The 11,132-nt window shown below is 58.0% G+C and carries 15 protein-coding genes and 1 tRNA gene; 7 read left to right on the top strand and 9 right to left on the bottom strand.

Features of this window, described 5'->3' with window-relative positions; translation table 11 throughout:
* The first annotated feature begins 31 nt into the window (after positions 1 to 31).
* The 4 genes from KGA85_RS21995 to tam all read left to right on the top strand — a co-directional run bounded on the left by KGA85_RS21995 (position 32) and on the right by tam (position 3,215).
* On the top strand, positions 32 to 1,378 hold the full coding sequence (locus KGA85_RS21995; protein ID WP_223458322.1) for a GGDEF domain-containing protein: 1,347 nt from the start codon (positions 32 to 34) through the stop codon (positions 1,376 to 1,378).
* A gap of 118 nt (positions 1,379 to 1,496) precedes the next feature.
* On the top strand, positions 1,497 to 1,655 hold the full coding sequence (locus KGA85_RS21990) for a general stress protein (protein WP_223543364.1): 159 nt from the start codon (positions 1,497 to 1,499) through the stop codon (positions 1,653 to 1,655).
* Positions 1,656 to 1,727: 72 nt separating this feature from the next.
* The gene (locus KGA85_RS21985; RefSeq protein WP_223458319.1) at positions 1,728 to 2,231 is read left to right on the top strand and encodes a DUF4142 domain-containing protein; all 504 of its coding nucleotides are present in this window, start codon (positions 1,728 to 1,730) and stop codon (positions 2,229 to 2,231) included.
* A gap of 213 nt (positions 2,232 to 2,444) precedes the next feature.
* A complete protein-coding gene (gene tam, locus KGA85_RS21980; protein WP_223458317.1) occupies positions 2,445 to 3,215 on the top strand; it encodes a trans-aconitate 2-methyltransferase in 771 nt (256 codons plus the stop codon).
* 391 nt (positions 3,216 to 3,606) lie between these two features.
* Here the strand turns inward: tam and KGA85_RS21975 are convergent, their stop codons facing one another.
* The 8 genes from KGA85_RS21975 to KGA85_RS21940 all read right to left on the bottom strand — a co-directional run bounded on the left by KGA85_RS21975 (position 3,607) and on the right by KGA85_RS21940 (position 7,935).
* Positions 3,607 to 3,876, bottom strand: coding sequence for a short-chain dehydrogenase (locus tag KGA85_RS21975; protein ID WP_150756261.1), 270 nt, complete (start codon positions 3,874 to 3,876; stop codon positions 3,607 to 3,609).
* Between the two features lie 496 nt (positions 3,877 to 4,372).
* Positions 4,373 to 4,732 carry a type II toxin-antitoxin system HigA family antitoxin gene (locus KGA85_RS21970; RefSeq protein WP_150727554.1) on the bottom strand — a complete coding sequence of 120 codons (360 nt, stop codon included), beginning with the start codon at positions 4,730 to 4,732 and terminating at the stop codon, positions 4,373 to 4,375.
* Complete coding sequence (locus KGA85_RS21965) at positions 4,732 to 5,034, bottom strand: type II toxin-antitoxin system HigB family toxin (protein WP_007984692.1); 303 nt, start codon at positions 5,032 to 5,034, stop codon at positions 4,732 to 4,734. Before KGA85_RS21965 ends, KGA85_RS21970 begins: the two co-directional genes overlap by 1 nt.
* Before the next feature lie 252 nt (positions 5,035 to 5,286).
* A tRNA-Gly gene (locus KGA85_RS21960) sits at positions 5,287 to 5,360 on the bottom strand.
* 178 nt (positions 5,361 to 5,538) lie between these two features.
* Complete coding sequence (locus KGA85_RS21955) at positions 5,539 to 6,423, bottom strand: alpha/beta fold hydrolase (protein ID WP_223458315.1); 885 nt, start codon at positions 6,421 to 6,423, stop codon at positions 5,539 to 5,541.
* A 312-nt stretch (positions 6,424 to 6,735) separates the two neighbouring features.
* Complete coding sequence (locus KGA85_RS21950) at positions 6,736 to 7,428, bottom strand: pseudouridine synthase (RefSeq protein ID WP_223458313.1); 693 nt, start codon at positions 7,426 to 7,428, stop codon at positions 6,736 to 6,738.
* A gap of 34 nt (positions 7,429 to 7,462) precedes the next feature.
* Positions 7,463 to 7,681 (bottom strand): cysteine-rich CWC family protein, encoded by a 219-nt coding sequence (locus tag KGA85_RS21945; RefSeq protein WP_223458311.1) that lies wholly within the window; start codon positions 7,679 to 7,681, stop codon positions 7,463 to 7,465.
* A complete protein-coding gene (locus KGA85_RS21940) occupies positions 7,678 to 7,935 on the bottom strand; it encodes a hypothetical protein (RefSeq protein ID WP_223458357.1) in 258 nt (85 codons plus the stop codon). Before KGA85_RS21940 ends, KGA85_RS21945 begins: the two co-directional genes overlap by 4 nt.
* A 259-nt stretch (positions 7,936 to 8,194) precedes the next feature.
* Between KGA85_RS21940 and KGA85_RS21935 the strand changes: the two genes are divergently transcribed.
* Both KGA85_RS21935 and KGA85_RS21930 read left to right on the top strand, forming a co-directional pair.
* Complete coding sequence (locus KGA85_RS21935) at positions 8,195 to 8,467, top strand: hypothetical protein (protein WP_223458309.1); 273 nt, start codon at positions 8,195 to 8,197, stop codon at positions 8,465 to 8,467.
* Between the two features lie 167 nt (positions 8,468 to 8,634).
* Positions 8,635 to 9,063 carry a hypothetical protein gene (locus KGA85_RS21930; RefSeq protein WP_223458307.1) on the top strand — a complete coding sequence of 143 codons (429 nt, stop codon included), beginning with the start codon at positions 8,635 to 8,637 and terminating at the stop codon, positions 9,061 to 9,063.
* Positions 9,064 to 9,192: 129 nt separating this feature from the next.
* Here the strand turns inward: KGA85_RS21930 and KGA85_RS21925 are convergent, their stop codons facing one another.
* Positions 9,193 to 10,305 carry an enoyl-CoA hydratase/isomerase family protein gene (locus KGA85_RS21925; RefSeq protein ID WP_223458305.1) on the bottom strand — a complete coding sequence of 371 codons (1,113 nt, stop codon included), beginning with the start codon at positions 10,303 to 10,305 and terminating at the stop codon, positions 9,193 to 9,195.
* A 132-nt stretch (positions 10,306 to 10,437) separates the two neighbouring features.
* On the opposite strand from KGA85_RS21925, the gene ung reads away from it, so the two are divergent.
* A complete protein-coding gene (gene ung / locus KGA85_RS21920; protein ID WP_128608595.1) occupies positions 10,438 to 11,130 on the top strand; it encodes a uracil-DNA glycosylase in 693 nt (230 codons plus the stop codon).
* The last annotated feature ends 2 nt before the right edge of the window (positions 11,131 to 11,132 follow it).

The raw sequence follows: 11,132 nt of genomic DNA, 5'->3' as shown, positions 1-11,132 counted from the left end.
CGCTGCATTATCAGGACACCCACGCTGAACCATGGAAAACCGAAATTCCGCGCCGCTGGCGAGCTATATCGATCTGTTGCTGGACGCCGTTTGTGCGGTGGATAAACAGGGGCGCTTCGTCTTTGTCAGTGCGGCGTGCGAGCGCATTTTCGGCTACAGCGCCGATGAGATGATCGGCCAGCCGATGATCGACATGGTGCACCCGGCCGATCGCCAGCGCACCCTCGACGCCGCCCGGGAAATCATGGGCGGCGAACCCAAGCTCAACTTCGAAAACCGCTACCTGCGCAAGGATGGGCGCGTGGTGCACATCCTCTGGTCGGCGCGTTGGTCCGAGGACGATCAGTTGCGCATCGCGGTGGCCCGCGACATCACCGAACGCAAGCAGGCCGAATCCCGGCAGGCAGCGTTGTATGCGATTTCCGAGGCGGCCCATGCGGCAGAGGATCTGCTGGCGTTGTTCAAACGCATCCACATGATCATCGGCGAATGGCTGCCGGCACTGAATTTTTCCGTGGCGCTGTACGACGAGCACTGCGCGCAGTTGAATTTCCCTTATCACGTCGATGACCGCGAGCCACGGCCCGAACAGCCCGGAACCATGACCGGGCGCTTGTGCACCGAGGTGATCCGCACGGGGCAGCCGATCCTGTTGACCCCGGACCAGTGCACACCTCCTGCCGGCTTCGAAGTGCTGTTGACCGAGCAGAACGCTCCGTGTTGGCTGGGTGTGCCGCTGAACTCGCAAAACGGCACCATCGGCGCGTTGATCGTCAAAAGCATTCCGGGCGGCGAGCGCTACACCGAGCAAGACAAGGAACTGCTGCAATACGTCTGCGCCCAAGTCGCGACCGCCATCGAGCGCAAGCAACTGCATGCCCGCCTGCAATACATGGCCCAGTACGACCAGCTGACCCAGTTACCCAACCGTGAACTGCTGCGCGACCGGCTCAAGGCATCACTGCAAGTGGCCCGGGCGGACCGCGGGCGCATGGCGCTGTTGTACGTCGACCTCGACCGCTTCAAGCAAGTCAACGACACCCATGGCCACGCGGTCGGCGACATGCTGCTGCAAGCGGTGGCCAACCGGCTCAAGGGCTGCGTGCGGGAAACCGACACCGTGGCCCGCATCGGCGGCGATGAGTTTGTGGTGTTGCTGCACAGCATTCGCGCTGCGGGCGATACCGACATCGTGGTCGAGAAAATCCGTCAGGTTCTGGTCCAGCCCCTGCGCCTGGACGGGCACAGCGTGAACATCCAGCCAAGTATCGGCGTCGCCCGATACCCCGATCACGGCACCGAAGAGAAGCAATTGTTCCGGCATGCCGACGAGGCGATGTACTGCGCCAAACGCGAACATCACCTGCGACTGGTCTGAAAACCCGGGCACCGTTCGTCGTGGTGTCCACGTAATTTTCTAAACCTTTTGGGACGCGCAACTTCAGATTCTATGGGGGCTACAGCTCGCCGCGACTATCACCAAGAGGAAGAGAATCATGCCTAATTCAAGAAACTCGAACTCGGGAAACTTCACCAACGATCGAACGAAGGCCTCTGGATCCGGTCGCAAGGGTGGGGAAACCACCACCACGACCGTCGATAAAGACCCGGCGAAACCCGACATGGGCCGCAAGGGCGGTCAGAAATCCCGCTAAAGGATGCCGGTGGTTTTGATTGAGAGGCGGGGGCGAAAGCTCCCGTTTGAACTTTTCAAGGAGGGCGCGACCATGAACCGGATGGCCACCCGATTATGTAATGCCAGTTTTGCCGCGTTACTGGGCCTGATTACCAGCAGCGCCTTTGCCCAGTCACCCGCCGAATTCATCGACGAGGCCTCGGCCAAAGGCATGGCCGACATCGAAGCCAGTCGTCTGGCGCATCAGAAATCCGAGTCCAAAGAGGTCAAGGACTACACCATTATCGTCATCAACGACCGCACTACCGCGAACCAGCATCTGGCGAAAATCGCCAGGCAACTGGATTTGCCGGTCGCCCCGCGCGAAGAAATTGTCGAAAAGGCCAAAGCCCTGATGCCACAAGTCATGGATGGGGCGACCTATGACGAGGCCTATACAGCCAGTCAGGTGAAGACCACCCAGGAGGCCATCGATCAGCTGCAGCAGGAAGCGCAAACTACCGACGTGCCGCAAATCAAGGCGTTCGCCGAAGAAACCCTGCCAAAATTGCAAAATCATCTGCAAATGGCCAAGGCGTTGCAGGCTAAAAGTTGAGCACAAGGATTGAACATAAACGGTGCGGGACTTCAGTCACGCGCCGTTTTTCTTTTCAGCATTGATCCAGAGGCGGATTGGGGTTATGCGTTGGATTCAGGCCATTGAGGTCAAGCACTCGACGTGACCGAAAAGGTGATGTTCTGAAACCTTTAGCGATGCTCGCCGCGGTATCGTAGCGGCCCGAGGACAACGCACCGACAGGAGAACGCAATGAGTTGGTCCGCCAAACAGTACGTCGCTTTTGAAGATGAACGCACCCGTCCCGCCCGTGACCTGCTGGCGGCCGTCCCCGCCGGGGACGTGCGTTCGGCCATCGATATCGGTTGTGGGCCCGGCAACTCCACCGAGTTGCTGGTAGAGCGTTTTACCGATGCCACGGTGCGTGGGCTGGACAGTTCGACCGACATGATCGAAGCCGCACGCAAGCGCTTGCCGCAGGTGCAGTTCGATGTTGCTGACATCGACACTTGGAATGACAGCGGCCCGTTCGATGTGATTTTCGCCAACGCGGTGTTGCAGTGGCTGCCCGATCACGCCACGTTGCTACCCGCGCTCATTAGCAAACTGGCGCCGGGTGGCAGCCTGGCCGTCCAGATGCCTGACAACCTGAATGAACACTCGCACCGCTTGATGCGTGAAGTCGCCGCTGATGGCCCATGGGTCGGTAAACTGGCGGGCGCCGCCGGGCAACGGACGGAAATGGCCGATGCCAGTGGCTACTATTCGATATTGAAAGCCTGTTGCACCCGCGTCGATGTGTGGCGCACCACTTACCATCATCCGCTCGCGGGCGGTGCGTCTGGCGTGGTGGAGTGGTTCAAGGGCAGCGGCTTGCGGCCGTTTCTCGATCCGCTGGACGAGGCGGAACGGGCGCAGTATCTGAAGCAATATCAGACTGCTATCGAGCGGGCGTATCCGGCCTTGGCCGATGGTTCGGTGCTGTTGCCATTCCCGCGACTGTTTATCGTCGCGACCCGCTGATGCAAAACAGGGACAGTTGATGAGCGTCATCTGCCCCTTTTTACGGTTTGGAAAAATCACTGTGGCTTGTTCTTTTTTGAGCGCCGGGCACTCAAGTACTCAAAGGCAAACGAGGCAAAGCCGAACAACCCGATCATTGAAATGATCATGATTCCCAACTCTGAATTGTGCATGTTGATCTCGGGGCGAAGGGTGAGCCGGGAGAATAAGGGAACTGTTACCGGGCTCAACGCAGCTCTACGGCTTCTTTACTCGCTTGCGGTGATCCATACGCAAAAGATATGAGCGTCTGGGTGGCGACGAGTAATTGCAACCTGTGGCGAGGGAGCTTGTTCCCTCGCCACTATCGCCCACGCTATCTCTTAACTGGCCGCGTTTGGCCGATGTGACGTCAGGACGGTTCTGCATCCATGCGTCGAGCGATTACATCCAGCACATCGCAACCGTCACGCAAGGGCACACAGCACAGCAACGCAAAGTCACTGAGTACAACTGAGTCAGAGGTCAGGTCGCCGCGCATCGCGAGGTTTTCAAGAAGCTGCGTCACGGCGCGAATTCTGTAGCTGGCGGTGCTGAGCAGGGAGTGCAGGGGTTGGGTGGTGTTGACGAACAGCGAGGGTAGATCGTCGGCGTTGCTGGTTAAAGCCATGAATTCTTTCATGAGTGATTACCAATTGTAGGTGGAAGACCTACCACTCAATTGTCGCCAAACAATAGGGTGGTAGCTGTACGCGGGTTGGCGAACCGGACAAATGGCAAAACCGGTAGACCCGAAGGTCTCCCACGCACAGCTACCGAAAAAGAGGCAACCAAGTGCGGTTAGAAACGCTCCGAGTAAGGCTCGGAGGTTTCTATGCCATTGACATCGAGTCGCCAAACCCGATACGCCATTTGGGCGCGGTCGGACTATAGGTCTCATGACAAAGGCACAGCAATGCGCAAGTCTACGGACATTTCCCAGTGTCGTGTAGGACGTTGCTTTTTCTGGCGTTGATTTCCGTTTGGCCTTTAAAAGTGAGCCCTTAACACTAGCGTTGGCAGGCGCATCACCAAATCCCGCGCACAAAAAACCGGCCACTTGGGCCGGTTTTTTGTTCTCTGCATCTCCCGTCAGACAACCTGTACTGAGGCTGGAGTTTAGGGGGAAGTCTTCGCCATCAGACAACACCCGCCAGCAAGCTTTCGTAAGGAATCCGCAACCCGTCGTGCAGGCGCTTGATCATCGACAGGCTCAATTTACGTTTGCGGTTCAGCACCTCAGATACCCTTCCGCTCGTGCCAATGAAGGGTTCCAGATCGCGAGGGGTCAGGCCTTGCTGGTCCATGCGAAATTTAATTGCCTCAATCGGATCGGAGGGCGGCATCGGGTAATGCTCGTCTTCGTACTTCTCGATGAGCAGCGCCAGAATTTCCAGCTCATCGCCTTCAGGCGAACCAATTTCAGCTCCCCACAATTGTTCCACCCGTGCAAATGCAGCAGTCAGGTCTTCTTGATTGCGAATAGGTTTAATGTCCATCACACGGTCTCCGCGTTGATCTGATCGTACTGGGCGTGGGTGCCAACGAATCGTATGAAGCCGAGCTGGCGCTGATAGTCGATTGCCATGATTACCCGGTATTTGTTGCCACCGATGTTGAATACAACCCTGCCACCCTTGAGGATGCTGGCCGTTCTCAGCTCCGCTTTAACCTCTTGCGGCGTGCCATAAACGGCTTTCTCCATGTGCCGATACCATTCAACCAGTGGTGTTTCGGAGTCAGCATAAGCCGGGCTACTTTCCCAGAACTCCCGCAATGTCCCTTTTGCAATCACACGCACTGCACTTCCTCCCGTTTTGGGAGATAGTAGTCTTCGTTTCGAAGAGATGCAATCTCTGACTCCGTGGAAGAAATCCTTTATCGGGATAAGAAAAACGTTAACAAAACCCGGTTCTTGCACAAAAACGCTAATTTTCAGAGTTTGGAGAAGCTAATCCAAATCCCGGACACAAAAAAACCGGCCATCAAGGCCGGTTTTTTCTGTCTCTACATCCCCAGTCAAAACCATCCTGACGTGAGATCAAAATTCGATTGGAGCGGGTGAAGGGAATCGAACCCTCGTTATCAGCTTGGGAAGCTGGAGTAATGCCATTATACGACACCCGCTCAGAGCGGTGACTTTGTACCAGATGTGCGCGTGGAAATGAAGTTTTTCTTTGCACCAGACGGGTTTAGCGCAGGTGAAACCAAGCCTGGAGCGCATGACGGTCGATCGCGGGCAAGCCTCGCGCCTGCAGAATACGTTTAACGCAGCAGGGCGGGGCTTGCTCGCGATGACGCTACTTCAGCTTGCCAATGCATGGTGTTCCTGGACGTTGTGGTAACGCGGTCGGCTTTCGTGTTGCGCTGGTTTCAGGAAGCCCATCAGTGCGTTGCGGCTGTCTCGGCAGGCGGCTTTGTGCTCCATGTCGAGAAAGTGGCCGGTGGCCTGAATGGTACTGAACGTGCTGTGTTGCACGTGGCCGGCGAACAACCGGGCGTCGTCGGCGGCGGTGTATTCGTCCCATTCGCCGTTGAGGAACAGCACCGGCACGTCGATTGTCTTCGCCGCGTGCAGGTAGCACTGGCGATCGCTGTGCAGCACGTCGTTGATGTGGAAGTGCATCTGCCCGTACTCATGTTCGGCCAGGGAGCTGACGTGGCGATAGTTGAAGCGCTTGAACAACGACGGCAGGTGTTTGCCGATGGTGTCGTTCACCAGGTGCCCGACCCGGTCGCGGTCCAGGTTGCCGAGGTGTTCGACGCCGCGCTCGAGGTAGTCGAGCATGTGCGCGTTGATCACCGGGGAGAACGAGCTGATCACGGCTTTTTCGATGCGCCGTGGCCGTTGCGACAACGCCATCATGGTCGCGGCGCCACCCCAGGAAAACGACAGCACGTGTTCGGCGGCGAAGTGGTCGATCAGCTCAAGAAGGATCTGCCCTTCGATTTCCTTGGTGAGCATTTTTTCATGCAGGTTGTGGGCTTTTGACCGGCCCGCGTAGGGCTGGTCGTAGCAGACGACGTTGAACTGCGGATGGAGGTTTTTCACGGTTTGTGCAAACGACGCAGTCGTGGCCATCGAGCCGTTGACCAAGATGATGGTCTTCTCTGCGGCGTCTGCGCGATAGAACTCCGTGTAAACCCGATACTGACCCTGTATATCCAGCACAGCGATTTCTGGCCTCATGTCATAAGACTCCTGGCAAGCGGGTATGCGCGCAATAGAGATTGCACGAGCTTTGTGACAGGTAGGCATACGCCTGGAATTTGAGAGGCCCATGTCGATCCATTGCAGTCCGGTCGACGGGTATTGTTATTGGCGGGCAGTCTGCCGGATGAGGCCGGAACCCAAGGGTTCCTACCGGCAAAAAGTTTCTTAGAAGTATGGGGTGACTCATCGGTCACATTTCGGCCGACGTCCTGATTCAAGCAGGGGTCACGTCATCGCGCAAGTGCCGTTGGTAAATTGTTCGACAACTTCTGCTCGGCGGTCGCCTGCTTAGATCAATCCGATCTCTGCATCGCTCAGTGGGCGGTATTCGCCCGGTTTCAACGCGTCGTCGAGCACCAGCGGCCCCATGCGCTCGCGGTGCAGGCGCATCACCTTGTTGTTGAAGTGGCCGAACATGCGCTTGACCTGGTGATAACGGCCCTCGACGATGCTCAGGCGTGCGCACTTTGGCCCGAGCAGCTCTAGCCCGGCCGGTTGCGTGGTGAGGTCTTCGAAGGCGAAGTACAGCCCTTGGCTGAACGTGGTCGCGTATTCGGGGCCGATGTCCTGCTCGGTTTCGACGTAATAGACCTTGGGCAGTTTGGTCTGCGGTTGGGTCAGGCGCCGCGACCAGCTGCCGTCGTTGGTGATCAGCATCAGGCCGGTGGTGTTGAAGTCCAGGCGTCCGGCGATGTGCAGTTCGTCCTTGTCCGGTTCATCGATCAAATCGAGTACGGTCGGGTGCTGCGGATCCCGGGTGGCGCTGACGCATCCGGCGGGCTTGTGCAACATGAAATGGCGCTGGGGTTTACCGACTTGCAGTACCTCGTTGTCGACTTCGACGCGGCTGAATTCGCGGACTTCGCTGTGCGGGTCGCTGACGACTTTTCCGTCAACCCTGACGCGTTTTTCCACCAGCAACAGGCGCACCTGCTTACGGTTGAAGCACGGCAGGTTGCTGAGGAAACGGTCGACACGCATGACTTAAGGATCGGTAAAGAAAGGGGCGCGTATCTTACTTGATCGACCCGGACGCTGCTTGCAACTGCGCCTCGACCTCGGCGCAGCGCGGGCACAGGCACGATGCGTCGCGCAGTTCCGCCGGCAATGCTTCGAGCACGGCCGGGTCGATGCTGACGCCGTAGCACCAGCAGGCGCGGTCAGCGGTTCGCGGGTCGGCCAGGGTGCAGTCGTTGGGGGCACCGCAGGCGGGGCAGAGATCAGGCAGGCTCATGATGAATAGTCATAACTGGAGTGAGATTTTTCCACGCAGGTTCGGTTACGGCCGGTTTGCTTGGTCCGATACGTCGCATGATCCGCCCGCGACAGCAGGCTGTGCAAGGCATCCGCCACGCTCAACAGATACTGATCGGTAAAAGCCCGCCCAAACAGTGTCACGCCCCATGGCAAGCCATTGCTCATAAACGCGCTCGACACAGCAACGGCAGCGCAATCGAGCAGGTTCATGAAGTTGGTGTAGTAGCCCAATCGGGTAATTCCCTGACCGATATCCAATACCACAGGCGACTCAGTCCCCTGTATGCAAGCTTACTCGCGATAAAGTTGATGCGGTGACTGATCGGGAGGGCGGACTGCCTGGTGATGGTGCGCTGGTGCACCGCATTGGAACGTATCCGCCGCTGATCCGAAGGTGGATGCGACGTCGCACTTGGCAGAAATTTACCAGTCAAAACAGATGTCAGCCGGTCTGTGCCGACTGCTGTCACAGGTCTTTACGGAGGCCGCCATGTTGCGTCGATTGTTGCTCGGTGCAGTGCTCGGTTTTGGATTGTCTGGCTGCTACTACTACGACTATCCAGCGGACGTCTATGGGGCACCTTATTACTACCCCGGTTACTACTCGCCCTATTACTACGGTTACTACGGCCCGCGTTATTACGGTGGTTATCGCTCCTATTACTACGGTGGGCATGGTTACTACGGTGGTCACGGCTATCGCGGCGGTGGGCATTACGGAGGTGGATATCATGGCGGTGGATTTCACGGTGGCCACCGTTAATCAGGGCGTGAATGGATGAAAAACCTTTCATCGGCCAGATGTTTCTACTTGTTTCAAGGGCGCACCAGATTCCGAATTCGATGTCTGATATTTCGACAGTCACCGAACATTTGACTGTCGCCTGCCAGCGTCGCTGGCGTGGCTTACCCGCGGTCCAGGAGGCCGCTATGTATCGCCGAATTCTTCTGCTAGCCGTGTTGGGATTGTCCCTTGGTGGGTGCGTGCCTTACTACGACGAAGGAGGTAGTTACTACAGTTCCGAGGTCTATACCTCGCCGGCGCCAACCCATTACGCCGGGGGGAGTTCCTACTATTCCAATGGTTATTACACGCCGCAGCCTCGGTATTACATGCCGCCAGCGCGGTATTACCAGCCGACACCGCGCTATTACTCGCAGCCGCGGATGTATCAACCTCGCTATTACCAGCCTGCTCCGCGTTACTACCAGCCATATCGGGGCGATTACCGGATGCATCAGAACCATGGCTGGGACGACCGTAACCGCGGGGGCTGGAACAATGACAATCGCGATCACGACTGGCGCAACCATCGTGGCGGACGTGGCGATCACAACTGGCGGGGTAACCACCGCTAATCATTCAGTCAAATACTAAGCCTGTGGGAGTGAGCCTGCTCGCGATGGCGGAATGTCAGGCAACATTGATGTCGACTGACACTCCGTCTTCGCGAGCAGGCTCGCTCCCACAATTTTTATGCCCGGACTTTAGTACTCGGACAAATCCGCCAGCGGATGCCGACCTTCCCACGCCTTGTGAAAATGCGCTTCTACAACCGCGTCCGGCACGTTATTGATATCCGGCCAGTGCCAGCGAGGCTTCTGATCCTTTTCGATCAACCGGGCACGTACGCCTTCGCTGAACTCCGGATGACGACAGCAGTTGAGGCTCAGGGTGTATTCCATCTGGAAGACTTCGGCCAGCGACAAGTGCCGGGAACGGATGATCTGCTCCCACACCAGATGAGCGGTCAGCGGCGCGCCTTCGCTCAGGGTCCTGGCTGCGCGGCTCAGCAACAGATCGGTGTGATCGCGCAAGGCGCTGATCGCCTTCCAGGCGCAACGCACGTCACTGACATCCAGCAGTTCGTCGATCTGCTGGCGGCGCGGCAGCCACTGGGCTTCGGGCATCTGCGCCACGGCTTCCTGCTGCAAGGCCTTGAGCAGGCTGTTGAGCTGCATGGGTGTCTGTTCCTGCCAGTTCAATTGCAACAGGCCTTCGATCAATTCCGGCTGCTGCTCATCGAGCAGGAAGCGATCGGCCAGGTCCAGGTCGATGGCATCGCGGCCGTTCATGTGCGCACCGGTCAGGCCCAGGAACAACCCGAGCTTGCCGGGCAGGCGCGACAGAAACCAACTGGCGCCGACGTCCGGGTACAGGCCGATGCTGATCTCGGGCATGGCCAAGCGGCTGCTCGGCGTGACGATGCGGATGCTTGCCCCTTGCAACAGTCCCATGCCCCCGCCAAGCACATAGCCATGGCCCCAGCAGATCAGCGGTTTCGGGTAGGTGTGAAGTTTGAAGTCCAGGCGATATTCCGCCGCAAAAAACTGTGCAGCCAGTGGCGGTACTTCGCCCGGATGGACGCGACAGGCCTCCACCAGGCTGCGCACTTCGCCGCCGGCGCAAAAGGCCTTGGCGCCGTTGCCGCGCAAGAGCACGCAGACGATTTGCGGGTCCTTGGCCCAGGCTTCCATACGATCGCGCAGGGCGTTGATCATCGGCAGGGACAGGGCGTTCAGGGATTTTTCGGCATCCAGGCTGGCGATGCCGATGCGTGCGCCGTCGGTGCCGGTGAGTTCTTCGAAGTGCAGATTCATCGTGACCTCGATCGGGAATTTGAGGGTTAAGTATGATCGCTGTGTGGGAAAGTGCCGGATCTGCGTCAGATCAATTGACAAGCGTGATGCGCTTTCCTAGGGTTCGCCCCATTGTTTTTGCCGGATGTAACCATGACTGCTGACGACCGTATCAAACTCGAACCGAGCTGGAAGGAGGCACTGCGTGCCGAATTCGACCAGCCCTACATGGCAGAGTTGCGAAACTTCCTGCAACAGGAGCGGGCGGCCGGCAAGGAGATCTATCCGCCGGGGCCGATGATTTTCAACGCGCTCAATTCCACGCCGCTGGACAAGGTCAAGGTAGTGATCCTCGGTCAGGACCCTTATCACGGCCCGGGCCAGGCCCATGGTTTGTGCTTCTCGGTGCAACCGGGCGTGCCGGCGCCGCCGTCGCTGGTGAACATTTACAAAGAACTCAAGCGCGACCTGAACATCGACATCCCCAACCATGGCTACCTGCAGAGCTGGGCCGAGCAGGGCGTGCTGATGCTCAACACCACCATGACCGTCGAGCGCGCCAATGCCAATGCGCACAAGGACAAGGGCTGGCAGTTTTTCACCGATCGAATCATTGAAGTGGTCAGCCAACAGCAACCGCACCTGGTGTTCATGCTGTGGGGCGCCCATGCCCAGAGCAAGCAGAAGCTGATCGATGCCACCAAGCATCTGGTGTTGACCTCGGTGCACCCGTCACCGCTGTCGGCCTATCGCGGCTTCCTCGGTTGCGGGCACTTCAGCCGGACCAACAAGTTTCTGGAGCAGAATGGCGAGACGCCGATCGAGTGGCGGTTGCCGCCGGTTTAAGC

The sequence above is a fragment of the Pseudomonas sp. GL-B-12 genome, from assembly GCF_019955895.1.
Classification (GTDB): domain Bacteria; phylum Pseudomonadota; class Gammaproteobacteria; order Pseudomonadales; family Pseudomonadaceae; genus Aquipseudomonas.
This window is presented reverse-complemented; position numbering and strand designations above follow the sequence as displayed.

What these genes read in the sequence shown, in the direction of transcription:
- KGA85_RS21995 (WP_223458322.1), top strand. Translation starts at nt 32, where the DNA reads ATGGAAAACCGAAATTCCGCGCCGCTGGCGAGCTATATCGATCTGTTG.
- KGA85_RS21990 (WP_223543364.1), top strand. Translation starts at nt 1,497, where the DNA reads ATGCCTAATTCAAGAAACTCGAACTCGGGAAACTTCACCAACGATCGA.
- KGA85_RS21985 (WP_223458319.1), top strand. Translation starts at nt 1,728, where the DNA reads ATGAACCGGATGGCCACCCGATTATGTAATGCCAGTTTTGCCGCGTTA.
- tam (WP_223458317.1), top strand. Translation starts at nt 2,445, where the DNA reads ATGAGTTGGTCCGCCAAACAGTACGTCGCTTTTGAAGATGAACGCACC.
- KGA85_RS21975 (WP_150756261.1), bottom strand. Translation starts at nt 3,876, where the DNA reads ATGAAAGAATTCATGGCTTTAACCAGCAACGCCGACGATCTACCCTCG.
- KGA85_RS21970 (WP_150727554.1), bottom strand. Translation starts at nt 4,732, where the DNA reads ATGGACATTAAACCTATTCGCAATCAAGAAGACCTGACTGCTGCATTT.
- KGA85_RS21955 (WP_223458315.1), bottom strand. Translation starts at nt 6,423, where the DNA reads ATGAGGCCAGAAATCGCTGTGCTGGATATACAGGGTCAGTATCGGGTT.
- KGA85_RS21950 (WP_223458313.1), bottom strand. Translation starts at nt 7,428, where the DNA reads ATGCGTGTCGACCGTTTCCTCAGCAACCTGCCGTGCTTCAACCGTAAG.
- KGA85_RS21945 (WP_223458311.1), bottom strand. Translation starts at nt 7,681, where the DNA reads ATGAGCCTGCCTGATCTCTGCCCCGCCTGCGGTGCCCCCAACGACTGC.
- KGA85_RS21935 (WP_223458309.1), top strand. Translation starts at nt 8,195, where the DNA reads ATGTTGCGTCGATTGTTGCTCGGTGCAGTGCTCGGTTTTGGATTGTCT.
- KGA85_RS21930 (WP_223458307.1), top strand. Translation starts at nt 8,635, where the DNA reads ATGTATCGCCGAATTCTTCTGCTAGCCGTGTTGGGATTGTCCCTTGGT.
- KGA85_RS21925 (WP_223458305.1), bottom strand. Translation starts at nt 10,305, where the DNA reads ATGAATCTGCACTTCGAAGAACTCACCGGCACCGACGGCGCACGCATC.
- ung (WP_128608595.1), top strand. Translation starts at nt 10,438, where the DNA reads ATGACTGCTGACGACCGTATCAAACTCGAACCGAGCTGGAAGGAGGCA.